The 25,557-nt window shown below is 64.9% G+C and carries 35 protein-coding genes; 31 read left to right on the top strand and 4 right to left on the bottom strand.

All coding sequences use genetic code 11. The features are described 5' to 3' along the window. Positions 1-226 precede the first annotated feature (226 nt). The 4 genes from ABLE43_RS14605 to ABLE43_RS14620 are packed head-to-tail and all read left to right on the top strand — an operon-like array spanning position 227 to position 1,646. The gene (locus ABLE43_RS14605) at positions 227-541 is read left to right on the top strand and encodes an HNH endonuclease (RefSeq protein ID WP_348979171.1); all 315 of its coding nucleotides are present in this window, start codon (positions 227-229) and stop codon (positions 539-541) included. Then, positions 538-903 carry a DUF6927 domain-containing protein gene (locus ABLE43_RS14610; protein ID WP_176593284.1) on the top strand — a complete coding sequence of 122 codons (366 nt, stop codon included), beginning with the start codon at positions 538-540 and terminating at the stop codon, positions 901-903. Before ABLE43_RS14605 ends, ABLE43_RS14610 begins: the two co-directional genes overlap by 4 nt. A 42-nt stretch (positions 904-945) precedes the next feature. Then, positions 946-1,146, top strand: a complete 201-nt coding sequence (locus ABLE43_RS14615; protein ID WP_030090560.1) for a hypothetical protein — start codon at positions 946-948, stop codon at positions 1,144-1,146. After that, positions 1,146-1,646 carry a thermonuclease family protein gene (locus ABLE43_RS14620; protein ID WP_369805560.1) on the top strand — a complete coding sequence of 167 codons (501 nt, stop codon included), beginning with the start codon at positions 1,146-1,148 and terminating at the stop codon, positions 1,644-1,646. The genes ABLE43_RS14615 and ABLE43_RS14620 overlap by 1 nt, the downstream gene beginning before the upstream one ends. A gap of 3 nt (positions 1,647-1,649) precedes the next feature. On the opposite strand, the gene ABLE43_RS14625 is transcribed toward ABLE43_RS14620, so the two are convergent. Continuing rightward, positions 1,650-2,138, bottom strand: a complete 489-nt coding sequence (locus tag ABLE43_RS14625) for a hypothetical protein (protein ID WP_030090562.1) — start codon at positions 2,136-2,138, stop codon at positions 1,650-1,652. Between the two features lie 87 nt (positions 2,139-2,225). On the opposite strand from ABLE43_RS14625, the gene ABLE43_RS14630 reads away from it, so the two are divergent. The 21 genes from ABLE43_RS14630 (at position 2,226) to ABLE43_RS14730 (ending at position 16,838) form a co-directional block, all read left to right on the top strand. Continuing rightward, positions 2,226-3,239, top strand: a complete 1,014-nt coding sequence (locus ABLE43_RS14630; protein WP_348979172.1) for a deazapurine DNA modification protein DpdA family protein — start codon at positions 2,226-2,228, stop codon at positions 3,237-3,239. Between the two features lie 127 nt (positions 3,240-3,366). Next, positions 3,367-4,956, top strand: coding sequence for a PRTRC system ParB family protein (locus ABLE43_RS14635; RefSeq protein ID WP_348979173.1), 1,590 nt, complete (start codon positions 3,367-3,369; stop codon positions 4,954-4,956). Positions 4,957-4,989: 33 nt separating this feature from the next. Next, positions 4,990-5,421 (top strand): PRTRC system protein E, encoded by a 432-nt coding sequence (locus ABLE43_RS14640; RefSeq protein WP_348979174.1) that lies wholly within the window; start codon positions 4,990-4,992, stop codon positions 5,419-5,421. Between the two features lie 45 nt (positions 5,422-5,466). Beyond that, positions 5,467-5,673: a PRTRC system protein C gene (locus tag ABLE43_RS14645; protein WP_030090566.1), complete on the top strand. Its 207-nt coding sequence runs from the start codon at positions 5,467-5,469 to the stop codon at positions 5,671-5,673. Between the two features lie 167 nt (positions 5,674-5,840). Then, positions 5,841-6,836 (top strand): hypothetical protein, encoded by a 996-nt coding sequence (locus ABLE43_RS14650; RefSeq protein WP_228227686.1) that lies wholly within the window; start codon positions 5,841-5,843, stop codon positions 6,834-6,836. Positions 6,837-6,846: 10 nt separating this feature from the next. Continuing rightward, positions 6,847-7,677, top strand: a complete 831-nt coding sequence (locus tag ABLE43_RS14655) for a PRTRC system protein B (RefSeq protein ID WP_030090568.1) — start codon at positions 6,847-6,849, stop codon at positions 7,675-7,677. Next, positions 7,674-8,327, top strand: a complete 654-nt coding sequence (locus ABLE43_RS14660) for a PRTRC system protein A (protein ID WP_030090569.1) — start codon at positions 7,674-7,676, stop codon at positions 8,325-8,327. Before ABLE43_RS14655 ends, ABLE43_RS14660 begins: the two co-directional genes overlap by 4 nt. Then, positions 8,324-9,082 (top strand): PRTRC system ThiF family protein, encoded by a 759-nt coding sequence (locus ABLE43_RS14665; protein WP_030090570.1) that lies wholly within the window; start codon positions 8,324-8,326, stop codon positions 9,080-9,082. Before ABLE43_RS14660 ends, ABLE43_RS14665 begins: the two co-directional genes overlap by 4 nt. Before the next feature lie 93 nt (positions 9,083-9,175). Beyond that, positions 9,176-9,820: a hypothetical protein gene (locus ABLE43_RS14670; RefSeq protein ID WP_030090571.1), complete on the top strand. Its 645-nt coding sequence runs from the start codon at positions 9,176-9,178 to the stop codon at positions 9,818-9,820. Between the two features lie 20 nt (positions 9,821-9,840). Further along, the gene (locus ABLE43_RS14675) at positions 9,841-11,124 is read left to right on the top strand and encodes a hypothetical protein (RefSeq protein WP_348979175.1); all 1,284 of its coding nucleotides are present in this window, start codon (positions 9,841-9,843) and stop codon (positions 11,122-11,124) included. A gap of 18 nt (positions 11,125-11,142) precedes the next feature. After that, positions 11,143-11,979 (top strand): Mom family adenine methylcarbamoylation protein, encoded by an 837-nt coding sequence (locus ABLE43_RS14680; RefSeq protein ID WP_030090573.1) that lies wholly within the window; start codon positions 11,143-11,145, stop codon positions 11,977-11,979. Positions 11,980-12,035: 56 nt separating this feature from the next. Continuing rightward, a complete protein-coding gene (locus ABLE43_RS14685) occupies positions 12,036-12,986 on the top strand; it encodes an adenine nucleotide alpha hydrolase family protein (protein WP_062787876.1) in 951 nt (316 codons plus the stop codon). Next, positions 12,983-13,333 (top strand): DUF3768 domain-containing protein, encoded by a 351-nt coding sequence (locus ABLE43_RS14690; protein WP_030090586.1) that lies wholly within the window; start codon positions 12,983-12,985, stop codon positions 13,331-13,333. The genes ABLE43_RS14685 and ABLE43_RS14690 overlap by 4 nt, the downstream gene beginning before the upstream one ends. Positions 13,334-13,378: 45 nt before the next feature. Then, positions 13,379-13,573, top strand: coding sequence for a hypothetical protein (locus ABLE43_RS14695; RefSeq protein ID WP_083216155.1), 195 nt, complete (start codon positions 13,379-13,381; stop codon positions 13,571-13,573). Next, positions 13,570-13,899, top strand: coding sequence for a hypothetical protein (locus ABLE43_RS14700; protein WP_062787874.1), 330 nt, complete (start codon positions 13,570-13,572; stop codon positions 13,897-13,899). The genes ABLE43_RS14695 and ABLE43_RS14700 overlap by 4 nt, the downstream gene beginning before the upstream one ends. A gap of 73 nt (positions 13,900-13,972) precedes the next feature. After that, positions 13,973-14,293 (top strand): DUF7673 family protein, encoded by a 321-nt coding sequence (locus tag ABLE43_RS14705; RefSeq protein ID WP_030090587.1) that lies wholly within the window; start codon positions 13,973-13,975, stop codon positions 14,291-14,293. 163 nt (positions 14,294-14,456) lie between these two features. Next, positions 14,457-14,969 (top strand): DUF736 domain-containing protein, encoded by a 513-nt coding sequence (locus ABLE43_RS14710; protein WP_062787872.1) that lies wholly within the window; start codon positions 14,457-14,459, stop codon positions 14,967-14,969. Positions 14,970-15,159: 190 nt separating this feature from the next. Continuing rightward, on the top strand, positions 15,160-15,420 hold the full coding sequence (locus ABLE43_RS14715) for a type II toxin-antitoxin system Phd/YefM family antitoxin (protein ID WP_037505398.1): 261 nt from the start codon (positions 15,160-15,162) through the stop codon (positions 15,418-15,420). Between the two features lie 3 nt (positions 15,421-15,423). Beyond that, a complete protein-coding gene (locus tag ABLE43_RS14720) occupies positions 15,424-15,861 on the top strand; it encodes a hypothetical protein (protein ID WP_030090590.1) in 438 nt (145 codons plus the stop codon). A gap of 65 nt (positions 15,862-15,926) precedes the next feature. Continuing rightward, positions 15,927-16,118, top strand: a complete 192-nt coding sequence (locus tag ABLE43_RS14725) for a hypothetical protein (RefSeq protein WP_062787870.1) — start codon at positions 15,927-15,929, stop codon at positions 16,116-16,118. A gap of 399 nt (positions 16,119-16,517) precedes the next feature. Beyond that, a complete protein-coding gene (locus ABLE43_RS14730; RefSeq protein ID WP_062787869.1) occupies positions 16,518-16,838 on the top strand; it encodes a single-stranded DNA-binding protein in 321 nt (106 codons plus the stop codon). Between the two features lie 32 nt (positions 16,839-16,870). Here ABLE43_RS14730 and ABLE43_RS14735 read toward each other — a convergent pair whose 3' ends face one another. Further along, positions 16,871-17,227, bottom strand: a complete 357-nt coding sequence (locus ABLE43_RS14735; RefSeq protein ID WP_066703409.1) for a hypothetical protein — start codon at positions 17,225-17,227, stop codon at positions 16,871-16,873. A gap of 512 nt (positions 17,228-17,739) precedes the next feature. On the opposite strand from ABLE43_RS14735, the gene ABLE43_RS14740 reads away from it, so the two are divergent. Next, on the top strand, positions 17,740-18,714 hold the full coding sequence (locus tag ABLE43_RS14740; RefSeq protein ID WP_030090592.1) for a DUF2493 domain-containing protein: 975 nt from the start codon (positions 17,740-17,742) through the stop codon (positions 18,712-18,714). Between the two features lie 184 nt (positions 18,715-18,898). Further along, positions 18,899-19,504: a hypothetical protein gene (locus ABLE43_RS14745; RefSeq protein ID WP_348979176.1), complete on the top strand. Its 606-nt coding sequence runs from the start codon at positions 18,899-18,901 to the stop codon at positions 19,502-19,504. Positions 19,505-19,576: 72 nt separating this feature from the next. On the opposite strand, the gene ABLE43_RS14750 is transcribed toward ABLE43_RS14745, so the two are convergent. After that, positions 19,577-19,741 carry a hypothetical protein gene (locus tag ABLE43_RS14750; RefSeq protein ID WP_157077779.1) on the bottom strand — a complete coding sequence of 55 codons (165 nt, stop codon included), beginning with the start codon at positions 19,739-19,741 and terminating at the stop codon, positions 19,577-19,579. Between the two features lie 196 nt (positions 19,742-19,937). On the opposite strand from ABLE43_RS14750, the gene ABLE43_RS14755 reads away from it, so the two are divergent. Further along, on the top strand, positions 19,938-21,101 hold the full coding sequence (locus ABLE43_RS14755; protein ID WP_348979177.1) for an IS110 family RNA-guided transposase: 1,164 nt from the start codon (positions 19,938-19,940) through the stop codon (positions 21,099-21,101). A 930-nt stretch (positions 21,102-22,031) separates the two neighbouring features. Further along, positions 22,032-22,259 carry a hypothetical protein gene (locus ABLE43_RS14760; RefSeq protein WP_062787863.1) on the top strand — a complete coding sequence of 76 codons (228 nt, stop codon included), beginning with the start codon at positions 22,032-22,034 and terminating at the stop codon, positions 22,257-22,259. A gap of 113 nt (positions 22,260-22,372) precedes the next feature. Here ABLE43_RS14760 and ABLE43_RS14765 read toward each other — a convergent pair whose 3' ends face one another. Beyond that, positions 22,373-22,591 (bottom strand): hypothetical protein, encoded by a 219-nt coding sequence (locus tag ABLE43_RS14765; protein ID WP_030090596.1) that lies wholly within the window; start codon positions 22,589-22,591, stop codon positions 22,373-22,375. Positions 22,592-23,171: 580 nt separating this feature from the next. Between ABLE43_RS14765 and ABLE43_RS14770 the strand changes: the two genes are divergently transcribed. Together ABLE43_RS14770 and ABLE43_RS14775 are read left to right on the top strand one after the other, a co-directional pair. Continuing rightward, positions 23,172-24,344: a tyrosine-type recombinase/integrase gene (locus ABLE43_RS14770; protein WP_348979178.1), complete on the top strand. Its 1,173-nt coding sequence runs from the start codon at positions 23,172-23,174 to the stop codon at positions 24,342-24,344. Beyond that, positions 24,341-25,537: a tyrosine-type recombinase/integrase gene (locus ABLE43_RS14775; RefSeq protein WP_348979179.1), complete on the top strand. Its 1,197-nt coding sequence runs from the start codon at positions 24,341-24,343 to the stop codon at positions 25,535-25,537. The genes ABLE43_RS14770 and ABLE43_RS14775 overlap by 4 nt, the downstream gene beginning before the upstream one ends. Positions 25,538-25,557 lie beyond the last annotated feature (20 nt).

The following is a 25,557-nucleotide window of genomic DNA, read 5'->3' on the forward strand; positions in this document are numbered from 1 at the left end:
GGGAAAGAACGGTTGCAGACGCGCCATCTGCTCATCCGTCAGCCAGTACAGGTCGCTCATCCACTCTCTCCTCACGGAGCCTGAATCAGATCGCGCCTCCCACATCAATGGGTCCTGACCCTACGACGTCGATGGCCAGCCCCGATCGGTCAAAGTCTGGAAACTGGCTCATCTGAAACGTGATCCGGCCACCTCGTCCAGGATTGATATCCAGCCTTGGACGCAGGTGTTCACCCACTCACGTACGGACTGGGTTGATCGTCAGAATGCCAAGCAATGCGAGGCTTGCGGTCGATCCGATGTTCCGTGTCAGGTGCACCATATCCGGGGGATGGCCGATGTTTCGCACCGCGGTTTTGTTGTGAGAATGAAGGTGGCACGCGCCCGCAGGACGGTGGTCCTGTGCGAGCAATGCCACTGGGATACTCACAGAGGCCGCCTGCCCGATCTACGGCAAAGTGATGGTTCGTCACAGTGGAGAGCCGCATGCGGTGAAAGCTGCACGTGCGGTTCGGCGGGGGGATCAGGGCTGACTCCATGAGCAGCACCAATCCTACCCGACTGGACGAATCTGTCGGCCCCTATGAGGATAGCTGTCCCCGCCACATTCTCGACCTTCTGACCCCGACCGACCGGGAGCACGCCCTCGACTGGCGCGCGCGGTGCCGTGCCAACCTGGCCCGCCGATCGCGCAAGATCGAGGACGGCGACCGGATCAAACTGGCCCAGGCGCTGACCTTCTCCGATGGTCATGTGGGTGACGAATTTATCGTCGTGAAGCGCGGCCGCCGCCTGAGTTTCCGCGATCCCGCGACTCGCTGCGGCTATGCGATCAGCCGGTTCATGGAGCGCGACTGGACGATCCTGCCGGTCACTAAGGTTCACAAGACGATCTTTGCATGAGTGCGTCAGCCAGTATCATTCCCGCAGCAGGGAGAAGCCATCATGTTTGCCGCGTGTCTTGAATTGTCGCCCAAGCGTCTGCAGCTTTGCAGCCGCGAGAACGCCAATCGCGTCGCAGGTCGCCTATTCGACGAGCGGCCGGGTAGGCTGTCGATCGTCCGCACTGGCGATCCGCTGCAACCATTCCGGGTCTGCACGACGCCGGCGGCCGATGATCATGTCGAGGTGGAGATGACATTTTGATCCGGATCGCGGCGGCCATCATCCTCGCGGGCGGAGCCGCTCTCACATCGCCCTCATGGTCTCAGAGTTTCGACGCGAAGGCGCGGGCGCTCGATGGCGATACCGTGGCCGTCGATTTCCGGTTGCTTGGGGTCGACGCATTCGAGCGCGGGCAGCTCTGTCGGCGCGCCTCGGGATGTTGGCAGTGTGGGAAGGCCGCACAGGATTTCGCCGCGAACGCCCTGCGCTCCAAGGCCGCGACGATCCGGCTCGTGTCTTCGTCTTCTTATGGCCGCCCCGTTGCGGTCGTTACAGTCGACGGCGCGGATTTGGGAGAGCGTCTTATCCGCGCGGGTCTCGCGACCCCGCAGGCGAGTTATCTCAGAGACGATCCCGCTCGCCTGCGCGCATATAATGCGGCCTTCGCTTCGGCCAGGAGGCAAAGGGCAGGGGCCTTTGCCGGAGACTGGATCGAACCGTCGCGCTGGCGGCACGGGAACCGCCTGAGCTGCGAGCGCTGATGGTCAGGCCGACAAAGTCGGGTCGGCCCACCAAGATGGTCCCTGCTCGAAATTTCCGTCCATCCTGACCAACGGCCCATCGGGCGCGTCGGCCACATAGGGGTTCACGAGCGGCATCACCGTCTCCTTCAGGCGCTTCTGTTCGCCTGCGATGCGCCCGCGCCGCTCCAGCAGATCCTCCAGCCATTCAAGATCGTCGAGCATCGACACCACGCCGCGGCCGGCGAGGCAGAAATAGATGCAGCGCTGAAAATCGTCGGCACCATCATTGCCCAGGATCTCCGCCAGCTTCAGCTTGCCCGCCGAAACCCCTTCATGCACCCAGCTTACCGCCTCGCGCAGCTCCCGCACCGAATAGTAGGCGTCCTCGACATGAATGCCGATCGCCGCATTGGCGATCATCCGACGGGTCGGCCGGTTCTCCATATCCAGCGCCGCATCCCGCAGCGTTATGTCGAGATCGAACAGGTGTCGGATGCTGGGCGTCGTCATGGCAAATCTCCTACTCATTAGAACGTAACGTGAACATGCGCGACCGTCAATTGTCCGCGTGCTTCCGTTGCGAGCGGAGCGCGCATCATGCCCATCAACGTCATCGTCGGCCTTCCGCACCTGAACGATGGGCCGATCCTTCAGCGGGCACGCGCGCTTGGCCGGACCGCGCTCATCTCGGCGAACGCGCTTTCACGTTGGTCCGAAAAGCGCGGCTGGCGGGAATGGACCGGATGGCGCCTGGGGCAACTCCAGAATGCACGGGGTTTGTCCGGCCTCTGCCTGGACTCCGCAGGCTTCGTCGCGACTGCGCGCTATGGTGGCTTCCCGTGGTCCCTGTCGGACTATGTATCGCTCGCGGCGGCCTATCCATTCCAATGGTGGGCAAGTGCCGATTACTGCGTCGAGGCTGAGATCGCGCGAGATCGCGACGAAGTCTTCGACCGCCTGTCGCGCACCATCCGCGCCAATCGCGACTGCCGCATCCTGGGCGAGGATGCCGGAATAGCCGACAGACTGATGCCTGTGATCCAGGGCCGGCGACCATCCGACTATGAGCGCTGTGTCGATGCGCTCTGGGGTTCGCTCCGCCCCGGCGCATTGATCGGTGTCGGAAGCATGTGCCGGCGCGATATTCACGGACCGGAAGGCCTGATCGCGGTCATCGACCATCTCGATCAGATTCTTCCGGCCGGTGTTCTGCTCCACGCATTCGGCGTCAAGGGCACGGCACTGCCCTTCCTTCTGCCTTTCGCACACCGGGTCGCGTCGATCGACAGCCAGGCCTATGGCGTCGGTGCGCGTCGGGCAGCCCTGAAGGCGGGGATCTCCAAGACCGATCGCGTCGTGGCCGATCACATGGAGCAATGGCTCGCCGGTCAGTACCACCGACTAACCGAGCGGCCGCGCCGCCTTCCGCAGCAACGGCCTGCTGACGCAGATCCTCCGCCGATCGATCCCTGGGAGGCCGCAATCGCGCAGGCCCGTACCGAAATCCGCGATCTCATCGAGTCCGGCGATCTTGATCATGATGAGATGTTCGAGCCGTGGCTCGAGCAATGGGCGGCCGACATCTTCCATGACCAGACGGCGGAGCGGTGAAAGGGGGGGGGGAGTGGAAGGGTGAGCATCAGGCTCACCGAAAGGGTGCGCGTCGCGAGCAAGCGCGTGCACCGCCATTCTCACTAGGAGAACCGCCTTGACCGCATCGCACCCTGTCGGGACCGCCATGGTCCCGCTCGCCCGGATTGCCGTGGGCTATAATCCGCGCCGCTATTTCGACCGGAAGAAGCATGACGAACTCGTCGCCTCCCTGCGTTTGCGAGGCATGCTGCAGCCGATGCTGGTTCGGCCCGCTGCCGACCTGCCGGAGCATTTCACGATCGTCGCGGGCGGTCGCCGCTACCGGGCCGCAATGGAAGCCTTCGGCGAAAACGCCGAGGTGCCGGTCCTGATCCGGGAGATGACCGACCAGGAGGCGCTCGACGCGGCGATTGCCGAAAACGACGATCGCGATGATCCTTCCGAGACCGAGCAGGCGGACGCGGCCGTTCGCTATCTCGCGGCGTGCCAAGGCGACCGGGCTGAAGCTGCACGGCGGCTTGGCTGGTCCCGCGCAAAGCTGGACCGCCGGCTCGCGCTCGCCGACCTTTCCGAGACCGTCAAAACCGCGCTCGACGAGCGCCGGATCAAGGTCGGACACGCCGAATTGCTCGCCGCCGTTCCCGCCGACAAGCAGGACAAGGCGCTCGAGACGATCATCGCGGCCGGCCTTGACATCGCAAAGACCCGCGATCTTCTCATGAAGGTCACGCAGCGCCTCGCCGATGCCCTGTTCGACAAAACGGAATGCACCACCTGTCCGTTCAATTCAGGGACGCAGCGCGCCCTGTTCGACACCCATGTCGACGATGGCCACTGCACCAACGCTACCTGCTTCCAGCTAAAGACCGAGGCGGTCGAAGCTGCACGCCGTGATGCGGAGGCGGCCGCCGAGGCCGAGGACGCCGCCGCAGCGATCGAACACGATGACGGCGATGATGACGCTCTCGCCGACGATGGCGACGAAAACGAGGACGGCGGTGAGATCGGCGGTCTGACCCATGACGCAGCGCCTTCAGCACCTCTGGTCGGTCGCGGAACCGTCGTGCGCAAGGTTTCCACCAGCACCGGGCCCAGTGTTACCGCAAAGTCCATCGCAGGCCGCACGACCGACCTGCGGGAGGCGACATGGCGCACGGCGCTCGCCCGCGGGCTGGCCGACGATCCTTTGAACGCCCAGGCGGCGATCCTCGTGGCAGCGCTGACCGGCACGCTTTCGCACATCAAGTCAGGCACTTTGACCTCGCGCGCTGCACTGCTGGTCGACGCCGCGTTCCCCGATCGCGGTTTCAAGGAAAAGATCGCAGAGATCCGCGAGCTATCGGAGGTTCAGGCCACCACGGTGCTGGCTGCGATCGGGGCAGCATATGCCCGGGACGTCCAGTCGTTCGCTCACGTCGCCGATCTCGCCGGCGCCTTCGGCATCGACATCCGGACAGTCTGGCAGGTCGATCGCGCTTTTCTCGAACGATACACGAAGGACGAGCTCAAGTTCATTGCCGCCGAGAGCGGCCTGGTCGCGCACATGGGCGAGAAGGCATTCGCAAAGTTGCTCGGCGCCAAGAAGGGCGACCTGATCTCCGGCATGTTGAATGCTGTCGGGTTCGATTGGGCTGGCCGGGTGCCAAGCGCGATGGCCCTCGATGGCCGCTATGCGCCGCCCAATTCGCTTCCGCCCGCCAAGGCCGACGAGGTTGTCACCGAACTGGCCGCCTGACCTCGCCCAACTTTCCAATCAAGGAATCCCACAATGCTGATCACCAATCTTCTGCCCATGCTGGGCAGCTATTCGCTCGCCTTCGATCTTGTCGCCGGCGATGACGGTGTCGTTACCCTCATCATCATTCCCCGCGTCGCCGAAGGCAAAACGCACAAGGCCGAGGCCGGCGAGCTGCGTCCGATCTCGATCACAGCGACGGCCGCCGAGATCGATGCAGAGCTTGCGAAGGGCGCCGAGGGGGCGCTCGGTGGGCTGATTGCCACACGCATGGCGCTTGCCGATCAGATCGCGACCCAGCGGGACGCGGCCGAGGCCGCGCGCGCGGCGTCTGCGGAGGCGGCGAAGGCAAAGGCGGCATCGGCACCCGCCAAGCCGGTAGTCGCAGCGAGCACGCCGGCCGCGCTAGCGGCGGGCGCCCTGCCGGCCGATGCAAAATCGGAGGAGCCCGCCAGCCTCTGGTGATCGGAAGCAACCGACACCCTTTGCAATTCCAACAAGGACATTCCGATGCAGATCGACCATCTTGCCCGCGTCTACCGCTATGACGGTATCGACCTCCCGCAGCCGCCGCACCTTGCCAATGACCCGCAGGGGCTGCGCGCCTACCACGCCACCCTCTACCCGGCGATCCTCAATGCCGACCTGGTCGATGCCGGGGTTACTGGCGGTGTCCACGTCACCGAATATCGCCGAGCTGTCGGCACCAAGGGCTGACATGGCGCGCGTTCAAATGGCGGCCATCCCCGCCGCACCGCGCTGCACGCTGCTCCATTGGATCGAGAACGACCATGGCAACACTTCCGAACTCTCCCGGCCTGCCTGCAGCAAACAAGCCCAGGCCCTCCATGCGAAGATCATCCTCGACGCGGGCACGCGCGAGGATGGTCCTGCCGATCCTATCCCGCCACCCACAGGACTCTCCCTTCCTCCGCTCGGCTGATCTGGCAGGACGGACCGTCCATATCTCCCCTGATATTCCGGTGATGTTCGATCGACCTTTGGCGGCCCACCATAAGCTCGTCGGCAGTTGGGTCGCCTCGAAAGAGCAGGAGACAGTGCACCGCACGCGCCCTGAGGCGCGCCGACATATCGAACGGGTCTTCCAGACCGAGGTCCTCGAAAGCTTGCGGAGCTGCACGATCGCGGACCTGCGCGTCGTCGTGCTCAACGGCGAATCCTGCGGGGCGCCGGCGGTCGCGATCGTCTGCGACAGTGTCGGGCAGCTCGATCTCGGATGGATCGAGGACAGCAAGCGGCCGATCCCGTGGCGCGCGGCTGCGTATCGGGTGCTCGAGCGCACGCTCGGAAGTGCTCTCCCGATCTTCTGCTACGATGACCTCTTCGACAACATCTCGATGTACTATTGGGACGGCGAGACCGAGGACGCCGCTGCGCGCGAGGCCCTCGTTGCGCTCCATGGGGCTGACGACAGCGAGATCGCGGCCCAGACCATGCCGTCCGAAATGAACGCCAGGCGGCCAGAATGGATGCTCGCCGCGAGGGCAGCGCCCACGTCGAAGTTACCGACTGCCCTTCGTCGGGCTCTGCGCGAATTGCGGGATGCCCACGCGGCGCTCACCAATTTGCCTGACGAACATCACGCCTGGCGCCTCGAGATGGATGTTCTCTACGAATATGTCCCCGGTATCGAGGAATGTTCGCCGCTTCCGCCGCTGACACTCGTTCCCGTCGAACAGTTCGCGGTCGAGGTCGACGACGTCGGGCGTCACGGCATGGAATATGGTTTCATGGACGTGACGGGCCTTTGCCCAATGACGCACTCCACCGCGATCGATGTCTGGCATGCGTCACTCGCCGCCGGCGCGCGGCTGCTGCGGGCCGCCAAACATCTCATCGAACTCTATCCTCCCGAATAACGAGGCCGACATGACTGACCATTGCGTGCAGTTCGAGCGAACCGCAGGCGGCATGATGCTGACCAACGCCATCCTGCTCTACAGAAGCGACGGGGCTCGCGGCCTCGGCTCGCATCTTACCCCTGGCGAAGATGCCGAGGCATTCGCCAGCATCCATCAGATCGAGCACGACGCTATCGGCGCGCCGACCATCGCCGCTGGAACGCCTTTGACCCGGGCGCATCTGCGGCATTGGTCGCAGGCGCTCGGCCGCGTCGCCCCGCCGCAAATTCTCCCCGAAACGGTGCTTGTCGCCCATCCCGACCTGCTGGTCTGGTGGGTGCCCGCACAGGTGAGGACGGCCTATTTCGACCTCTCGGCGAAACTGGCTGGACTGCGTGCGCTTGGCGGCCGCGCGATCGTCCCGGTTGCCTATCCGGCACACGTCCTTGTCGCCACACGGCGCCGGCTTGGAGTCTTTGCGCTTGAGCGGAACGAGCGGCCCGCGGCCGAAACCGCCTTGCTTCATTCGCCGATCCTCAACGTCTTCCTCAACGGTTCCCTCTGCTGGGGTAACATTCCGAAGCCGACATCGCTGGATGTGTCCGCCATTCCCGAGTTCGAGCGCGCGCTTTTCGACTCCTGGTCGACCCATCCGAATCCGGGTCAGGAGCTGACGATCACGGGGAAGGGCGGTCTCGTGCGTCTCTGGGACACCCTCGCAGCGACCCGCGCGACCCGCTTCCCGGTCAAACGCTTGAGGCCGTTCCTCGGAGATCGTCGCCAGACCGCCCCGCGAGGCGCCGCCAAGGCCGACCCAGTGACGCTCGGCGACCTCATCTACGGAAGGTCCGGCCGATGACTGCCCTCGCCGAAGACCCGACCGCCGCCGCGGTACTGGCGGAGGCGCCTTGCTATCCCGTGCCGCCGGATGGGCGATCACCCGCGATCGAGGCCGTTCGCGAAGCCCGAGCAGGCAGCTGCCTCGCAATCGGCCGCGATGGTGTCTGCCTGATCTTGCGCCGGGCCTGGCTGGCTCTGGATCTGCCCGTGACACCGCCGATCCCGGCCTACCTGCCCTACGGGAGCATTGGAGTTCGCCGCGCGGACCTGCGTTGCGGCTTGATACCGGCGGAGCTGCTGCGGCAAGTCCTCGAGCACTTTCGCGCCGCGCTGCCCAACGAGGCCGCCGCCTTCATCCTCTGGGATGAGGCTAATCGGCGATTCTGGGTCGACTTCCCCCAGATCGACCGCGCGACGCCGTCACACCTCACTTATCGTCCGCCTGCGCTGCCGCCGCACCATCACCTCATCTGCGACATTCACAGCCATGGGCACGGCGCGGCCTTCTTCAGCGCAACCGACGACGCGGACGACGCGCACGCGACCAAGATCGCCCTGGTTGTCGGACGTCTGGGTCATACGGACGGCCCCGCATTTGCCTCGCGACTGTGCGCCGGAGGGATGTTCCTCCCGCTGCCGCGAAGCCCTTTTTTCAGGAGACGATCATGACCTCTGAGACGCCCCTTCGCCACTATCTGCCTGCGGCGCTCGGCAACCGCGCGATCAAAATCGTGCTTGTGGGATGCGGCGGCAACGGCGCGCAGATGCTGATGGGGCTCGCCTCGCTGGATACGGCGCTGCGGGCGATTTCGTCGCGTTCGCTCGATGTAACCGTCGTCGACGACGATATCGTCAGCGAGGCCAATCTTGGCCGGCAGCCCTTCTTCAGGTGCGACATCGGCAACTCGAAGGCCCGGACGTTAACCGAGCGGATCAATCTCGCCCACGGTCTGGCCTGGACGGCGGTGCATGGCCGGGCACCCGAGGCCGCGAAGCTCGACGGCACCGACATCGTCATCACTTGTGTCGATACCGCATCGGCGCGCCGGAGCGTCGGTGCGGCCATCGCCTCGGCCAGGAATGCGCCGGCCTATTGGCTGGATCTCGGCAACCGCGCTGGCGACGGGCAATATATCATCGGTTGCCCGAACGCTGAGCCCGAGGCCGGGCACCAGATCCTCCCGACAGTCCTCGAATATTTCCCCGAGGTCGCGAACGAGAGCCTGCCTGACGACGACGCGCCGTCGTGCTCGATGGCCGAAGCCCTCGAGCGCCAGTCGCTTTTCGTGAACCGGGTGGTGGCGAGCCACGCGCTGGCCCTTCTCTTCGATCTCGTTGGCCGCGGATCGATCGGCCACGCGGGCGCGTTCATCAATATCGCCACCGGGCAGGCCGTGCCGATCCCGCTACCGATCGCTGCTTGAATCTTCGGTCGAGCCCGAGGCCGGCCACGGGAGAAAGGGGAGGGGGAGAGGGCCGTTTGAGCGGATTTTCGCTCAAGACCGGAGGGCCATCCCATGACTTACGACGTCGCCATGCGCCACCAGCAGGCGCTCGACCCCAGCGCGCTGATCACCGTCGGCACCACCCTCCACGCGATCGGAGCCGCGATCAAGGATTGCCGCAACGCCGGCAAAGACGCCGAAACCGATCCCGCCGTGATCCTGCTCGTTCGCCACCTCAGCGCAGTGTGCGAAGATCGTCCGTCCAATCTCGAGCTTCGGCGCACCTGCATGGACCAGATCGCCGAAATCCGCCGAACGCCGGTCCTGCGCAACCTCGCCTATCGGGGCGTGAGCCATGACGAGGCCGCCAAGCGGCTCTTCCATTCGGAGGGCCGCACCGCAATGCGGCGCCTCGCCGACGCGCTGGGCCTATGCGACGGAACCTATGACATCCGCTCCAGCAAGGGCGGCCCTGCGGTTTCCGGCGAAATCACGCTCCATGGCGAGGAAGCATGGGTGCAGCTCTCGCTTGGCTGTTCGGGCCCGGGCCGGGAAGTCCTCTATCGCCGGGTTCGTGGCCGCGATGATCACTGCGGCGCGCGCAATCACTGGGCATCGGTCAATGATCTCATGGCGCCCGACCGTTTCGCCGACCGTCTGCGGCGCGACCTTCGTCTCACGCCGCCGGTCGAACAGCCGATGCGCCTCTTCGCCTGATCTCGACCGAGGCCGACCACATGATCCATGTCGAAAAAATCCCGCAGTTCGACCCCTGTTCGACTGCCACCTGGCTGGCCCGGGGCCGCGCACCGGAACATGCCGAAGCGATCGCGAAAGCCTGGCGCGACTTTCCGGACCTGGCGCCGACGGCTTCACCTGAAGATCGCATGGCGCGCACCCGCGCGCGCGTCCAGGCGATGAAGCCCGTCAACGACGCGATTGCCGCGCATAGCGAGGCCGAGCGCCAGGCGCGCAATTTCAGCTTCACCGAGGAGCGCGCCGTCTCAGGACGCGGTGATGACCGCGATGCGGCGATCCTGCGTGGACGCGATCGTTATGGTTATGACTGGAATCTCGCGATCCGCTATGCCGATGGCTGGTACGCGGCCCATGTAGGTTGGAACCATTGTTCGCCGTCCAAGGCCGCAGAACGCCCGGCCTATGACTGCCGGTTCGCCGACGGCGGCGGCGACGTTGACGATCTCTTCGACGCGGCGCGCCGGGCCAATCGCGCTGCCGAACGAGCGCCCATCTCGATGCAGTCGCGGGGTGCGGTGCGATCGCTACCCTCGGACTGGCCGAAACCCAGCGACCGGCCCCGACCGACACCATGGTCGCGGCGGGTTATCATCCTGGGCGATCATCCGGCGGCGGCGCTCGGCCGAGGCGATATTTTGGAGCGCTATCGTAAGACAGGCGGCCGCTGCGGCGGTCACGCCATCATTCTCACCGCCACCAAGGGCTTCATATCCGGTGTGACCGCGCAGCCCGAGGCCGAGGAACTGACGGCGGAGCGGGCCGACGAGCTCATTGCCAGTCCCGAGCAGGAGGACCGGCTTCGCGCGCTCCTCGCCGGCATCGACATCGAGGATATCCTTGTCGCGCTGCACGGCGAATATCTGCGGGTTCTCGATACCCATTCGGCCGCATTGCCAACCTGTCGGAATCGCGAACGCACGCGCAACACGCCGCTGCAGGTCAAGGCGCACGCGAAACTCTGGATGGATCGAGGCCGCGAGGCCGGGAGCAATGTCGGCGCTGGCCACATCCGTTGGTCCAAGGCGACCAAGGGCCTGACTGCGAAGCTAGGCGAGCTGACGGCGCGCTATCAGGGGCCGGCGCCCGGCAAGGGGCATCTCGTCTCGATCGAACAGGACGGCACCCTCGCGCACGGCTTCATCGACCCCGGCGGGAAACCCCTCGCGCCGACGCTCATCGTCGGCAGCAAGGCCCGGTTGCGCGACGAGATGGCACGCGCGCTCCGCCTGTTCGGCGGGGCGACGAGATTTGCCGCCCGCTAACATTCGAGGATCCAAAACATGGAAACGAGCCGCAGCCAGCGCTGGCGCGAGCGCCGGGCGCTCTGGGCCCGCGATCTCACGGTCATCGATCCCAAATCCTATTCCGTCGAGATCATCGGACACGATGCCGCGCGCGCTTTCATTGCCCGCCATCATTATCTGCCGACCTATCCTGCGGCGCAGCTCGCGGTCGGGCTCTATGGCGCCGGGGCAGTCCTGGAAGGCGTCGCCGTCTTCGCCGTTCCGGCCACCGGAGCCGTAATCACGCGGCACACCGGCTTTGCCGATCCGCTACGCGGCTGCGTGCTCGCCCGCCTGATCCTGACAGACGCCGTGCCCCAGAACGGGGAGAGCTTCTTCGTCGCGCGGGCCTTTCGCCATCTGCGCCGCGAGAAGCCCGGAATCGAGGCCGTGGTTTCGTACAGCGACCCAAGCGCCGGACATATAGGCCGCGTCTATTGCGCGCTCTCGGCGGCGCACCGCGCCATTACGAGGCCGCGAACCGTCCTGCGCGCCGGCGACACAACGATCGCGGGGCGCACGCTCTCGAAGATCCGCCTTGGCGAGCGAGGCCATGCCGGCGCCATCGATCAGCTCGTTTCGCTTGGCCTGCCCAGGCCGGAGTTCGGGGAGATGCCTGCGACATGGCTTTGGCGGCTGCAACGCGAACGCCATCTCGTGCGCCATCAGCAGCCGGGTCTCTACGCCTATTGCTTCGAGCTCACCCGCGAAGCCCGCCGGCACGGCCGCGCACTGCCGCGACTTCCCTATCCAAAGGCCCTGCCGTTGGCGCACCCCACCTTTCAGTTCGATCTTCGCATCGAGGCCGAGAACCGCACAGCCGGCCGAGAATGAGGGGAGGGGGATCTTGAGGGTTGCGGCGATGGGCCGCGATCGAGGCCGAGAACTCCATGCACATCCCAAGCAACAGACGAGCGGTCGATACCATTCTGGTCGCCGCCCCGCCGCCCGTGGTCCTGGCCTATGGGATCGGTGTCGATTCCACGGCGCTGCTGATCGAACTCGAGGCGCGCGGCGAGGCGCCAGACCTGGTGCTGAGCGCCGATCCGGGCGCGGAGAAGCCCGAGACCTACGAATATCAGCGGATGATCGCCGCGTGGATGCACGCGCGCGGGATTCCCTATGAGATCGTCCGCTACGTGCCCAGACGCTTCAAGCACTGGCCGCCCTATTATTCGATCCTCGCCAATGTCCTGACCAATGCGACTTTGCCGAGCATCAGCCTGGGACGGCATAGTTGCAGCCTCAAATGGAAGGTGGCGCCGCAAGACGCTTTCCTGAAGCAATGGGCACCGGCTCGCGCCGCATGGGCGAATGGGCAGAAGGTCGAGCGGCTGATCGGCTACGACACGTCGCCCTCCGATTCCCGGCGTCATGCCCATGCTGCCGGGCTGGACGATCCGCTGTTCCAGTGCCGCTATCCGCTGCGCGAATGGAACTGGACGCGCGATCGCTGCATCGCCCGGATCGAGGCCGCCGGTCTCCCGGTGCCGCCCAAGTCGAGCTGCTTCTTCTGCGGCGCCATCCGGCCCGATGAAGTACGCGCCCTGCCGGCGTGGTGCCTTCGCTTGATTGTCCTGATTGAGGCCCGCGCCGAACCGCGCCTGCGCACCGTCGAGGGATTGTGGCGCCGATCGACCAGGACCCGGCCCGGCAGGATCACCGATTTCATCCGCGCCGAGCGGCTGCTCCCCGAGGCCGAGATCGACGCGATCCGTCGCGATGCGCCGACCGATCTCATCCGTTTCCAGGACGCCGCCAGCATCGTGCCGATCGCCGAGCGGCCGACGATGGAAGAATGGATCGCGAGTTTCAACGCCGGCTTGATGGAGGCAGCATGACCAGCACCATATCCCGGATCGCCGAGCTCAATGACCGCGTGCGGCTCGGCCTCGATCGAAACGCGCGGATCGTGATGACGGCGACCTGTCTCGCCACATTGGCAGGCGGCGACCGCATCGTCAGCGAAGCCGTCGCCCAGGCCGCGGTACTCGCGGCCGTCCGGCGCTACGAATTCAAGCCTGATGACGGCCCGGAACGCAACTACGGGCAGTTCGAGCTCGAGGGTCACATCGTCTGCTTTCGCATCGATTATTACGATCCCTCGCTCGAATGGGGCTCGGAAGATCCTGCCGACGCCGCGGTGACCGTCCGTGTCCTGACGATCATGCTCCCCTGCGACGATTGAGCCGATCAGTCGCCTCGCCAATTTCCAACCAAAATGGAGGTAATCTTGCGCCGCATCACACCCGCGACGTCCGAGGACGGACAAGCCATTGCGATTGCCGTTGAACGCCTGCGCGAAGCCCGTAACCTGCTGCGCAGGGCGGGCGCGCGCCGCGCGGCATCGGCAGCAGGTCAGGCCATCAACAGCGCCGAGGGCGCCGCGCGGCACGTCGCGCACAGAATGCGGAGGACACACGCATGAGCAGGCACATTCTCCCGCCCAAGGCCGGCCATCCCGACGTCATCTGCGCGGCGGTAGGCTGGGACCGACCGCTCCAGACCTATTATGCTCAGGTGTGCTTTCGCACCGATGATGAGCCCGATGAAGGGGAAGCGCTGATCTGGCGGGGCACGGAACCGGGCGAGCTTCCCACGCCCGAGGCCGCGATCGCCGTTATCACGCCCTATGCGGAAATCCCGCCGAGGCTTGCCGAACAGCTCCTCGCCGACATGACCGCGACGATCGGCGAGAAGGATGGCCGGCACCAGGCCGAGGTCAAGCGGCGGCTGTTCGGCTCGATTCATTAGGATCGGGCCGTTCGAGGCAGAAACGCTTGCGCCCGGGTGTCGCCTCGATACCCTCTGCGCGCGGAGAAAACCGATGACGTCCGTACCGACAGATTATGATTCCGCCCGTGCGGCGCTGACACGGCTTATCCCGCTCGCCATGGGCGACACCGGGCAGGCGCGCCGCGTCGCGAACTTTCTGATGGCCTGGTGGAATGGCCCGGAGCTTGGTCATTTCGAGATCGCCGACATGTTCGGCCTCGACATCGACGTGGCAAACGACATCACGAGCGTGATCGGCTTTCTCGGCCAGAACGACCGCGGCGCCGTCTATATCGACGGTCTCGGTTTCGCCGAAGAGATGCAGGATGTCATTGCCCTGTGGCGGCCATCGGCAAGCGCTCCCCAGACTTGACACGCATCGCGTGATTGCGAGGCCCTGAAGTACCCGACGGCGCCGAAGTGGCGCGTCGGAGCGGCGCTGGCGCGCCTTACTCGGCCGAACGGCCGAGGAGAGGAGCGGGTGAGAGAAGGTGTTCGGACAAGGGGTTCGAGCGCACTTTCTCAGGAGACTTCCCATGAACATCGGCACCATCACCCAGAACGCCAGCGGCACCTACACCGGCAAAATCTCGACGCTCACGGTCGCGATCGTCATCGCCCTTCGCACCGTCCATTCCGCCAATCCGCGTGCGCCCAAGTTCGAGATCCTCGCGCTCTCGGCGGCACGCCAGTGGGTCCAGGTCGGCTCACTGTTCGAGCTGGCGTCCAATGCGACCGGCGAAATGTTCCTCAACGGCAAGATCGAGGATCCCAGCCTCGACAAGCCGCTCTACATCTCGGCGTTCCGTCAGGACGACGGCTCGTACAACATCGTCTGGTCGCGTCCCAACCGCCGCCGCGATGCGCCGACCGACACCGCCCCGGCCGACGACAGCCTGCCGCCGCTGCCCGGTGCGGACGAGCCGGCCAAGCCGAACGGCCTCGCCGGTACGGATGGCCTGGGTGAATCCTCGGCCGAGGGCGCGTTCGGCGGCGAGCCCGCGCAGGGCAATGGCCGCCGTCGCCGCACGCCCGAGATGGCCGACTGACGATCCTCTCTCCCTGCCGCGCGCGTCCCTCCGGCGCGCGGCAACCCCGCAGGGCTCGTTTGCCTCACGGCAAGCGGGCCCTGCCTTCGTTTCCCTGTGACCGTGTCCTCAGCTATCGTCCTCGCGCGCGCGACAGAGAGGACTTGAAATTTATCCGGAAACTCCGTACTTTCCGGACAGGAGAATCACCATGCCCCAGACTGTCAGTTCCGTTGAGGCGTCAAAGGCCTTCGGCCGCATCAGCCGCCAGGCGCTGGTTGCGCCCCTTACCATCACGCATCATGGCCACGATAGCCTCGTGTTGATGTCGGCCGCCGAATATCAGCGGCTCAAGCGGCGCGATCGCGAGGTCTTCACGTTGACTGACGTGCCGGAGGAAATCGTGGAGGGGGTTCGAGCGGCGCGAGCGCCGGCAGAAGCCGCTGCCTTCGATCACGAGGTCGAGTCCTGACGAGTGCAAATTCCCGATCCAGTTCCCGGCCTCGTAATTCGCTACTCGTATCTCTGGAGCCATGAAGCAAAGGCAGGTCACGAAGAAGGCAGCAAAGACCGTCCCTGCGCCGTGCTGCTCGCGACGACAAATAAGGCAGGCGCCAAGATGGTCACCATCCTGCCAGTGACCCATACGCCGCCGTCCGACACGAGCCTTGCCGTTGAAATTCCGCACGCGACGAAGGTTCGTCTCGGGCTCGATGATGATCGCTCGTGGGTCGTCCTCACGGAGCTCAACTATTTTCAATGGCCCGGGCCCGATCTTCGGACGGTGCCCGGCGATCCATTGGGCGAGGTTGCATACGGTCAGCTTCCAACCGCCTTCTACGAAACCATCCGCACCCGCTGGCTCGCCGCCTACGACGCCGGCAAGGTCACGCAGGTCAAGCGTACCTCCTGACCAGTATCGGCCGCGCCCGCATTTGCCACGCGGCGCGGATCATCGCGACTTCGGAGTGAGAACACATGGGAACGAACCAGCGGCACGGCAATCGGGCGGTGAGCACGGCCGAGACCTTGAGCGACAAGCAGCGGGCCGATCTCGCGGGCGCGCGACCTACGGACGAAGAGATCGCCGCCGACCGATGGGCTGATGAGCATGATACCGCGCGCGAAAGGTCCCGCCGCGCGAAACTCCGTCTGCCATTTCGCGCCTGAGGCCGCCGAGGCCGAGCAATACGAGGCTCTGCCCTCAATCCCGATCGCTGCGTCTAGCGGGCCTCGCCGAACGGGCTTGCCCGTGACCGATTGCTGAGCACGAACTCCTGAGGGCGCTCCGCCGCCGGCGCCGGGGTCAAGAGCAGCGCGCCGCGCGATCGTCCATCGGGTAGAGCCCCGCCGCGGCCAGCAGCCTTCCTTCGCCTGTTCCTGACACCTGCGGCGAGACGAAGACGTCCCGCAACCCCATCCGGTCGCCCGTGTTGCCGCTTCGCGGCTGCCCGCGCCAACTCCCTCCAGGGGTTCCCCTCCGCTGACGCTACGGTGCGGACCCTCTCCGCACGCCGCTCTTCGGTGTCACCGGCGGGAAGGCCGCTGGACCCAACGAGGAGCACTACCATGAACAACGTCAATCTCGCCGGCCGCGTCGCCAAGGACCCCGAGACCCGCGGCGCCGTCACCACCCTCATTGTCGCGACCGATCGCGTGAAGCTCAGGGACGGCAAGACCTATGTCGACGACGCCACCGGCTACACCGCCAAAGAGACAGAGTTCCACAAGGTCACCTGCTTCAACGGCCTCGGCAAGGCCGGCGCCTCGCGCAAGAAGGGCGATGTCGTCGCCATCACCGGCCGGCTGCACTATTCGAGTTGGGAGGATCGCGACGGAGTCACCCGGTACGGCTGCGAGATCATCGCCGACAAGATCGACTTCTTCTGACCCGGTAGAGCGGCGCCTGCGGGCGCCGCCCTTCAGCTCAACTGGCCCGGGAAGTTCGCGCGTCGCCCCGTCTCGAGGTTGTGGACCATGTTCTCGACGCCGATCGCGTAGAACTCGCCGACATGGAAGCTCGCCCCATCCCGGAGCTTCCACTCCTGATCGGTGACGACCTTGATCACGCTGTTCACCAGCGCGATCACGTCCTGCTCCGCCAGCGGATAGAGGATCGGCTCGATCTGCCACAGGCGGTCGCCATGAATATCACGTTGCCGCAGGAGCTGCTGATAGACGGCGAGTTTCGCCACCAGCCCCGGTGGCTCATTGCCATGCAACAGTGCAGCATATCGCGATAGACGCTCCTCATAGTTCGCCTGAATCTGGGCCTTCACTCTTCATTCCTTCAACATTGCCTGCGGCGTCGGTGCTCGATCATTTGGCGCATCCCGGCCCTTCGACAGGCTCAGGCCGGGACCGGCGCTCTACTCGCCTGCGGCTCCCGGAGCCACGGCCTTGCCGCGTCTCCGCCCTGCCGGGTTACGATCACCTTGCGGGGGTGATGGGGAGGGGGTTTCTCCTGGGACAGTATGGAGCGATTTGCTGTTAACCCGGCCGCCGCGCGGCCGGGGCAAATCCAATTCTCTCTCTAACATCTCGGTATCAGACAAGCTTCATCGCCGTAGTGTGATGTGCCTTGGGGGGCTTTCTCAAGGATGCGCGGTCCCCCCAATTTTCCCGGGACCGTCGCTGCGCTCTGGCCCCAAGAAAATCGGTTCCCCCACGCCCCGCCGAGGCGGCGCGGGGACTTGTCCCCGCGTCCCTGACAAAGCCCCGTCGGCCCATCCGATGAGATTTCATCTTTCATCCAATCCCGGATGAGAGATCGACTTGTTCGGAGGCTTTTATGACTTCTTTCAACAATTTCGCCGACCTTGCCAGCTTCGTCGCCGCGTCGCGTGAAAATGACGGACTGACCCAGACCTACGAGGGCGCGTTCATCGAACATAGCGAGATGGCCAAGCTCAGCATCGTCGAAGCGCCCGAAGCACTTGACATGCCCGATCCCGAGCAGGTGCGGGCCGCCACCGAGATGATGATGCAGACCATGTTCGACGTGCTGCGCGACACCCGCATGGAGCCGTTTGCGGCCGATCTGGCGTGGGGTTTCGCCAACAGCTTCCATGTCGTGGCGAAGCGTATCGAGGGCCGCGAGGATGACGCCGCCAAGAAGCTCGGCGATCTCGCACGCAGCTATGATCCGTCCGAGATCTACGCGACCGAACTCGAAGACACCCAGCTCCTCTGCCAGACCCTCCAGGGTTGCCGCGAGGCGATGGAATGCATGCGCGACCATGCCGCCGAGGTCTATCGGGTCGAAACCGGCAAGCCCTTCTCGCCGGTGCGGGGAAGCCGGGTTTCCAGCGCGCTTACCGCATCGATGATCGAGGCCCGCGACTATCTTGCCTCGAAAGCCCGGGAGCGCCGCGAGCAGTTCGCCCCCGAAGGCCCGGTCGTGGCGTTCTCCGGTGGTCAGGTGTGGGAGGACGTGGACCTGCTCTGGAACGGTCTCGACAGCATCAAGGCACGCATCCCGGAGATGATCCTCGCGACCACCGCGCAAGCGAAGGGCTGCGATGCCGTGGCGCACGCATGGGCGGCATCGCGCGGCGTCAAGGTCATCCAGTTCCGCCTCGATCGCAGTCAGGGCAACCGCGCCGCCTTCGTCCGCAATGACCGCATTCTCGGTCTCAAGCCGGTGGAAGCCGTCATCTGCGAAGGCTCGGGCATCCAGCAGAACCTCGCCCAGAAGCTGCGGCAGGCGGGGGTGCCGCTGCACATCGTCCGCCTCGCGCACCAGCGCACCCAGCGCAGCGCGTGAGTGCTCGCTTGGAGGGGCTCCGGCTTCGGCCGGGGCCTCTCCATCTTTTTCTGCGTGGACATGCGGCGCTCAGGGGCATCGAGCCCCTTCGCGCCGCGGGGGACTGAGCGCTGGCGCGCTCGCGCAATGGCCACCATTCGCACCGACTTCGCCCCGCCAGGCGGCCAGAGGGGAGAAGGGACGGGTGCTGCGTTCAGCAAGGGAGGACGAGATGTCCATTGTGTTTCGCATCACCACATCGGCCGACCATCAGGAACGCCAGACCGCCGTCATCAACGCCCGCCAGCTCGCCGCCTTCCGGGAATTTCTGCGCGGCCAAGGCGAGCCTCTCGACATGACCCTGCTGGATCCGGATTTCGCGGAGGACGACTATCTCTCCTATCGGTTCGAGGCGCGTGTCTGCCCGCTGGCGCTCGCCAGCATCGCACGCATCTTCGACTATCAGACCGATGTCATCACGGTGCTGGATGAGGCCCAGTTTCGCGGCCGCCGGGTCAGCGTCTATCGCGAGGGCGACACTGGCCCGATCACCCTGTCGGTCGGGCTGACCTCCGATCTCGGCCTCGAACTCGATCTGGCCTATCAGAATGCGTTCGCGCTGCTCGAAGGGCTTGGACTGCGACCGGAGAGCGTCGGCGAAATCCCGGTCGACAATGTCCGTGCCCGCCTCGCTGATCCCGCGATCCGGCGCAGCGTCGAAGCGCAGGGTGCAGCCCCATACCTGTCCCGGCTCGACCGCCTGATCGCGACCGGAGATCTTGACGACAGTTCCCGTCTGGAATGGGCATAGCCTCCGCCCGGACCAGACGTCGCGAAGGGGCGCGTCGCCGCGCGCGGCGCGCCCCGCAATGCCGCTGCGAGCCTATGCCGCGACCGGCGTTCGCGGTGTCAGCAGGGTATCGATCGCGCGCTGCAATTGGTCGGCGGCATCGACATCGTTTGTCGCCGCCAGATACTCTTTGGCCTGCCGCATCAATGCCAGCGCAAGCGCCCGTGTCACCGTCGGGTCCGTCTCCGAGAGGTCCATATCGCTACCTCGAGCGCGGTCCATCCTCGCGAGCTTCCGGGCCGTCGCTCCTCCCCGGAGAGCTCCCGCGCCGTGCGCGGGAGCCGGGGCTGGTAACACGTCGAGACATGCGCCTACGCTTGTGGCTTAGCTGCTGCCCGGCTCCGACGTGAGGGTATCCTTTGTTGACCAGATGATGGCAAGAAAGGAGTCGGTCATGTCGAAGAAGATTGTGGCGCCGTCCTATGTAGCGGCGATGGAGCGAGCGGAGGCCGATCCGTCGGCGGCGCGCTTCTGGGTCGGTCTGGATGTCGGCTACAAGAATGCGGCGGTCTGCGTTCTCGATTGCGACGGCACGATCGTTCACCAGGTCTCGATGAAGAGCACTGCCATCGAGATCGGGCGGTATCTGCGCAAGAACTTCAAATCGCATGTGACGCTGATCGGCATCGAGAGCGGCGGGCTGACGCCGCATCTGACGACGAAGCTGCGCGCGCAGGGCTTCCAGGTTGTAGTGCTCGATGCGCGCCAGGTGCATCGCGTATTGTCGGTCAAGCGGAACAAGACCGACACGAACGACGCGCGCGGGATCGCCGAGATCACGCGGACAGGCCGGGAATATCTGACTGAGGTCTACGTCAAATCGAACCTGTGCTTCGAGATCAGGGCCTATCTCACCATGCGCGACCGCCTGGTGAAGCAGCGCCGCGAGACCGAGGCGATGATCCGCGGCCTGGTGCGCGTCTATGGTGGGCGGATCGAAGGCGGGACGGAAACGGCGGCGAGCTATCGCAGCCGCGCCATCGACCAGATGTGCCTCATCGCCGACACCGAAGGCGTCGATCTGCGACCGCGCGTCCTGCCGCTGCTCGACCTGTGCGAAGGCTTCTACGTCGAGGCCAACCGCATTGAGCGCGAGCTGGAACTGCTGGCCGCGTCGAACCCGGTCTGCAAACGGTTCATGGAGATCCCCGGCGTCGGCACGATCACAGCCGTGTCGTTCTACAGCGCGATCGAGGACCCGACGCGCTTCCGGCATGTCGATGACGTCGCGGCCTATCTGGGCTTGACCCCGCGCGTCTACCAGTCGGGCGAGAGCCTCACGCATGGCGGCATCAGCAAGATGGGCAACCAGCTCACCCGCACGCATCTGGTCGGCGCCGCGACCGTCATGCTGTCGAACACCCGATCGTTCAGCACGCTTAAGGACTGGGGCCTCAAGCTCAGCAAGCGGATCGGCTTCAACAAGGCGAAGGTCGCGCTCGCGCGGAAGCTGGCGATCATCATGTTCAGCCTGTGGCGCGACGGCACTCACTTCATGGCCAAGGCGTCCGACGTGCCGGAGCATCGGGCGCTGATGCAGAGCAGGCTGCCGGCCTGAGCGCGCAGGTTCACACCAGGTTCGCCCGCACAATGGCGGCGAAACAGTCCTCCCGGGAGGCGGAGGGATCGGAGACTTCGGGTCTAAAGGTGAGGTGGCAACAACCTCGTGACGCTTGTTGAAGCTCCACCCTTTGCACGTGAATGCCCATACTGCGGCAGGCGATCGGCCAAACGGCCAACCAAAGCGCCCGACCGCGAAGAGACTGTTGCACTCCGGGATGGATGATGTGGACTTGCAATGATCGACGGAGAAGAAGATCATGAGATAGCCTAACAAGCCCCGGATATCCTCCACCGTGGGGGCAGCAGCTAGAGATTTTAGTGCCAAGGCACCTGGACATGTGCGCAGGCACCCCGGCGTGAGATCACACCGAGCTGCCTTTCTCGACGGGATTACCAGTCCCGGCGCCGCAGCCTTCGCAGCGCAATCCGGCGCCTAACACAGACCTCCTGTGACACCAAGGCGAAGTCGTTTCGGCCCTGTCCAGCACCCTCCCGGATCAGTGGATTGTCCATCCGCTCCGCCCGCTGGCCGAGATCGGTGAAGGGTCCGTGCACGCCGTTCTCATAATTCGCAAAAGCCATGATGGGGCGGCGTTTCATCGTGACGACACCGGCTCGCTCGCGTGCCGCACGGACCCGTCGGTCCGCGCGCCGCTACGCCTTGCCGGAGGCGCTTCCCCGAGAGGAAAAATCTCTCACAGTCTTCCCATTCTGTCGGGCGGACGAGACCGTCTCAAGCCCGGCGGGGCCCCACCATTTTCTTCGGCGGATCGGGCGCTGCGCATCAATCTCGAACGACGGTGGCCGCCGAAGAAAATCGTGACCCCCACCGCCGCTTTGCGGTCGCCGGCAAGCCGGCGAGGCCTGACACGGTCCCGCCCGCCCGACGCCATTCCCCTGTCATTCAAGACGACAGGAGACGAACATGCAGACGATCACGAACATCGCCGCCGCCGATCAGCACGCCGCCTACTTCGCCGCCGTCGCCAATGCCGAGCGCCGCGCGATGCACAGCTACTTCGACCAGCATGTGGTCGAGGACGATGAGCTGGGGTTCCTCGCCATTGACGAGGGCGACTACGGCGCGCTCGGACAGGCGATGATCGACCGGATCGTCTACACCGCGCCGGGCGGCATCATCGACGAATTCTGAACGATAGGGGAGGGGCTGCGGCCTCTCCCCTTTTTTTGCTGGGAGAGGAACGGTCACGGGGGGCATCGAGCCCCCCATGACCGTGCCGCGGCGTTGCCGCGGCGGGGGATGATTCAGGCCTTGAGCCGCTTTTCGACTTCCTCGAAACCCAGTGTCTTGATGCGGGCCGTCAGATCGGCGAGCCGCTTAGGTTCAAGCTTCAGCAGTCCGGATTTCTCGATCGTCGCGATCGCCTGCTCGCGCTCTTTCTCTTCGAGCTTCCTGCGCCGCTCTTCCAGCCGGCGCTGATCCTCTTCGAGAGCCTGTCTCTCCTGTTCCAGTGTCTTTGCCATAGGTGCCTCTTGTGAAGGCTAATCGGGCTATGAACTGGCTGAACATAGCGCTGGTTGGTGAGGGCAGGAAGAAGAAGATTCATGGGGCTGGGCGCATCGGGCCTGCGCCCGACGACGGCTCTATTCGCTAGGGCTCCCGATGCCCTTCAGGCAACGAGAGCCCAACCTCACGGAGCCAAGGCATGCGCCTTGTCTCCGCCCTTCGGGTCACGATCCTCGCCTTTCCAACGCGGCCCTTTGGCCGACGTTGATGCTGCGCATCGGGGCTTTTCGCGCCCTGATCGGATCGGTGACACCGGCCTCGCGCGTTCCGCCTCACGGCGGCGCGTACCTCGCCGGTCCCGGCAACCGGCTCCTCTCCGACGACATCGTAACAGGCCCAGGGACAGGGGATCGGGCTCTTGGGATTAGCACACCCTACGCACCTTAAGGTGCATGCATGGGAAAAAATCTAGCAAAATCAATAGGCGTCCGTGAAAGGAGCCTTGGCAGTTCGGGTCGCCCTGATGGCTATCTGGTCCCTCAAAATGCGCTGATTTCCGCGACTTTCGAGAGCAGGTCGGCTATAGAAGATGGCCTTATGGTCCCCAGCCGGCAAAAACCCGGTCGCCGGGCATTTCTCGACGGTAATTTCGCGCGGCGGAAGCTGCCGCTGCACGCCTCCGAATACTGCATCTGGGACAGCGCCTTGCCCGGCTTCGGACTGCGCGTCAGACCTACCGGCCGCTACTACTGGTTCGTCCGCGTTCGCCACCGGAACAAGCATCGGCGCATTTCGCTGGGCCGCACTGATGAGGTGGAGGCAGAGCTTGCACGAACCCAGGCCCGGCGGCTGTTGGCCGAAGTCGCGCTAGACGGCCTGCCCAAGCGCGCGGTCGTCAAGGCCACGCCGATGTTCACCGACTATGTTGATACCTACTGGTCCGACATCGCCCGGTATTGGAAGCCATCGACGGCCAAGCGCAACCGCGATGCATGGAGGCGTGATCTTGCGCCGGTTTTCGGCGGCATCCGTCTCGCCGATGTTACCCCGGCTGATGTGACGCGCTGGCGCGACGACTGCGCAGGCGAACGTGAAGCCCGATACAACCGGGCCATCCCCGTACTCGCCGCGCTCTTCAAGTACGCCGAGGCGCTGCACCTGCGCCGGAAAGGCTCCAACCCCTGCCGGGGAATGCCTCGCTACAAACGGCAGGCGTGCGAGCGCTATCTCTCGCCGCTGGAATATCGCCGCATGGGCGTTGCACTGCGGGAAGCGGAAACGAACTCGCCGGCCGAAGTCTCGATCATCCGTCTGCTGCTTTATACCGGAGCGCGGGTGAGCGAAATTCGTGACTTACAGTGGGAGTGGGTGCGCCCCCCGCATCTCGCGCTCCCCGACAGCAAGACAGGCCCGAAGACCATCTGGCTGAACAGTCAGGCGCTGGCGATCATCGAAGCGCAGCCCAGGCGCGATGACTGCCCCTATGTGTTCCCCAGCAAGAGCGGCAGGACGCCGCTCAGTCTCGATGCATGGTGGCCGAGCTTCCGCCGCACCTGTGCCTTGCCCGATGTCCGCATCCATGATCTTCGGCACAGCTTCGCTTCCACCGCGATCATGGACAACGTGCCACTCGCGACCATCGGCAAGCTGCTGGGGCATCTCCTGCCGGAGACCACGGCTAAGTATGCGCATCTCTCCGACGAGGTAATCGCCGATGCGGCCGTCCGTATCTCCGGCGATCTTGCCCAGGCGATCGGGTTGCGCTCATGACCGCGCTGGCGCTCAAACAGATCGTCTCCGAAGCGCTCGCCGAGGTCGGAGCCAACGTCGCCTGGATGCGGTTGCCCAAGGGTAAGCCGCGCACGACGACCTGGCTTGGGATCGAGCATGGCTTCGGCATTCGCCACTATGCCACCGGCCGTAACGTCTACATCGTTCAAACCCGGATGGCCGGTCGCCTCCGCACCGTAACCATTGGCCCCGCATCCGTCATCACGCGCCATCAGGCCACGATCGTCGCGCGGCGTGTGATTGCCTATGCCCAGGTCGGTCTCGACCCGGCGACGGAGCGCAAGCGCATCCGGTCAGCGCCGCGCTTCGATGATTTCCTTGAGGAATACTGGCAGCGCTGGTCGCCCCACTGGAAAGCTTCGACCTACGACACCCATGAAAAATATCGCCGGCTCTACCTGGACGATGCCTTTCCCGGCATCTTCATAGACGCGCTCAATGAGGCGGATGTCACCAAATGGTTTGCCGATCTCAACAATCGGATCGGTCCAGGTGGTGCCAACCGGGTCATGTCGATCCTCAACAACATGCTCAACAAGGCGGAGAGCTGGGGCTATCGCCTTGAAAATACCAATCCGTGTCGCGCCGTGCGCCTCAACCGTAAGCGTCGGTGTGAGCGCTTTCTGAGCCGCGCGGAATTGGAGCGGTTGGGCGAGGTTTTGGCGCGGATGCGGGCGGGCGAAGACCCGGTCAGATCGATCGCCGCTACGGCCGTCGCGCTGCTCCTTCTCACCGGATGCAGGGCGGGCGAGATCACCGGCCTGCAATGGCAGGATGTGCGCGGAAACCGGCTTAAGCTACGCGACAGCAAGACCGGCCCGCGCACCGTCTGGATGGGGGATGAGGCCAGGGCACTGATCGATAGTCTTCCCAGGCACAAGAAGATCGTTTGGCTGTTCTGGAATTGGCGATACCGGAAACCGCTGCGGAATATCACGCACTACTGGCATGAAATCCGGGCGGAGGCAGGTCTTCACCGTGTTCGCCTTCACGACCTGCGGCACACCTTCGCCAGCCATGCTGCGATGAACAAGGAAACGCTGCCGATGATCGGCCGTCTGCTTGGTCATACCAACCCCCAATCCACAGCGCGCTACGCCCATCTTGATGATGAGCATGTGCTCGACGCTGCTGAACAAATCGGCGCGGCTATAGAACGGATGCTGGCATAATTTCTCAGAAGTCGTGCCCC

The sequence above is a fragment of the Sphingomonas silueang genome, assembly GCF_040049155.1.
GTDB classification, from domain to species: domain Bacteria; phylum Pseudomonadota; class Alphaproteobacteria; order Sphingomonadales; family Sphingomonadaceae; genus Sphingomonas; species Sphingomonas silueang.

Excerpts from the sequence above, each read along its gene's own strand:
- ABLE43_RS14610 (WP_176593284.1), top strand. The coding sequence starts at position 538 with ATGAGCAGCACCAATCCTACCCGACTGGACGAATCTGTCGGCCCCTAT.
- ABLE43_RS14615 (WP_030090560.1), top strand. The coding sequence starts at position 946 with ATGTTTGCCGCGTGTCTTGAATTGTCGCCCAAGCGTCTGCAGCTTTGC.
- ABLE43_RS14625 (WP_030090562.1), bottom strand. The coding sequence starts at position 2,138 with ATGACGACGCCCAGCATCCGACACCTGTTCGATCTCGACATAACGCTG.
- ABLE43_RS14630 (WP_348979172.1), top strand. The coding sequence starts at position 2,226 with ATGCCCATCAACGTCATCGTCGGCCTTCCGCACCTGAACGATGGGCCG.
- ABLE43_RS14635 (WP_348979173.1), top strand. The coding sequence starts at position 3,367 with ATGGTCCCGCTCGCCCGGATTGCCGTGGGCTATAATCCGCGCCGCTAT.
- ABLE43_RS14640 (WP_348979174.1), top strand. The coding sequence starts at position 4,990 with ATGCTGATCACCAATCTTCTGCCCATGCTGGGCAGCTATTCGCTCGCC.
- ABLE43_RS14645 (WP_030090566.1), top strand. The coding sequence starts at position 5,467 with ATGCAGATCGACCATCTTGCCCGCGTCTACCGCTATGACGGTATCGAC.
- ABLE43_RS14650 (WP_228227686.1), top strand. The coding sequence starts at position 5,841 with ATGGTCCTGCCGATCCTATCCCGCCACCCACAGGACTCTCCCTTCCTC.
- ABLE43_RS14655 (WP_030090568.1), top strand. The coding sequence starts at position 6,847 with ATGACTGACCATTGCGTGCAGTTCGAGCGAACCGCAGGCGGCATGATG.
- ABLE43_RS14660 (WP_030090569.1), top strand. The coding sequence starts at position 7,674 with ATGACTGCCCTCGCCGAAGACCCGACCGCCGCCGCGGTACTGGCGGAG.
- ABLE43_RS14665 (WP_030090570.1), top strand. The coding sequence starts at position 8,324 with ATGACCTCTGAGACGCCCCTTCGCCACTATCTGCCTGCGGCGCTCGGC.
- ABLE43_RS14670 (WP_030090571.1), top strand. The coding sequence starts at position 9,176 with ATGACTTACGACGTCGCCATGCGCCACCAGCAGGCGCTCGACCCCAGC.
- ABLE43_RS14675 (WP_348979175.1), top strand. The coding sequence starts at position 9,841 with ATGATCCATGTCGAAAAAATCCCGCAGTTCGACCCCTGTTCGACTGCC.
- ABLE43_RS14680 (WP_030090573.1), top strand. The coding sequence starts at position 11,143 with ATGGAAACGAGCCGCAGCCAGCGCTGGCGCGAGCGCCGGGCGCTCTGG.
- ABLE43_RS14685 (WP_062787876.1), top strand. The coding sequence starts at position 12,036 with ATGCACATCCCAAGCAACAGACGAGCGGTCGATACCATTCTGGTCGCC.
- ABLE43_RS14690 (WP_030090586.1), top strand. The coding sequence starts at position 12,983 with ATGACCAGCACCATATCCCGGATCGCCGAGCTCAATGACCGCGTGCGG.
- ABLE43_RS14700 (WP_062787874.1), top strand. The coding sequence starts at position 13,570 with ATGAGCAGGCACATTCTCCCGCCCAAGGCCGGCCATCCCGACGTCATC.
- ABLE43_RS14705 (WP_030090587.1), top strand. The coding sequence starts at position 13,973 with ATGACGTCCGTACCGACAGATTATGATTCCGCCCGTGCGGCGCTGACA.
- ABLE43_RS14710 (WP_062787872.1), top strand. The coding sequence starts at position 14,457 with ATGAACATCGGCACCATCACCCAGAACGCCAGCGGCACCTACACCGGC.
- ABLE43_RS14715 (WP_037505398.1), top strand. The coding sequence starts at position 15,160 with ATGCCCCAGACTGTCAGTTCCGTTGAGGCGTCAAAGGCCTTCGGCCGC.
- ABLE43_RS14725 (WP_062787870.1), top strand. The coding sequence starts at position 15,927 with ATGGGAACGAACCAGCGGCACGGCAATCGGGCGGTGAGCACGGCCGAG.
- ABLE43_RS14730 (WP_062787869.1), top strand. The coding sequence starts at position 16,518 with ATGAACAACGTCAATCTCGCCGGCCGCGTCGCCAAGGACCCCGAGACC.
- ABLE43_RS14740 (WP_030090592.1), top strand. The coding sequence starts at position 17,740 with ATGACTTCTTTCAACAATTTCGCCGACCTTGCCAGCTTCGTCGCCGCG.
- ABLE43_RS14750 (WP_157077779.1), bottom strand. The coding sequence starts at position 19,741 with ATGGACCTCTCGGAGACGGACCCGACGGTGACACGGGCGCTTGCGCTG.
- ABLE43_RS14755 (WP_348979177.1), top strand. The coding sequence starts at position 19,938 with ATGTCGAAGAAGATTGTGGCGCCGTCCTATGTAGCGGCGATGGAGCGA.
- ABLE43_RS14760 (WP_062787863.1), top strand. The coding sequence starts at position 22,032 with ATGCAGACGATCACGAACATCGCCGCCGCCGATCAGCACGCCGCCTAC.
- ABLE43_RS14765 (WP_030090596.1), bottom strand. The coding sequence starts at position 22,591 with ATGGCAAAGACACTGGAACAGGAGAGACAGGCTCTCGAAGAGGATCAG.
- ABLE43_RS14770 (WP_348979178.1), top strand. The coding sequence starts at position 23,172 with ATGGTCCCCAGCCGGCAAAAACCCGGTCGCCGGGCATTTCTCGACGGT.
- ABLE43_RS14775 (WP_348979179.1), top strand. The coding sequence starts at position 24,341 with ATGACCGCGCTGGCGCTCAAACAGATCGTCTCCGAAGCGCTCGCCGAG.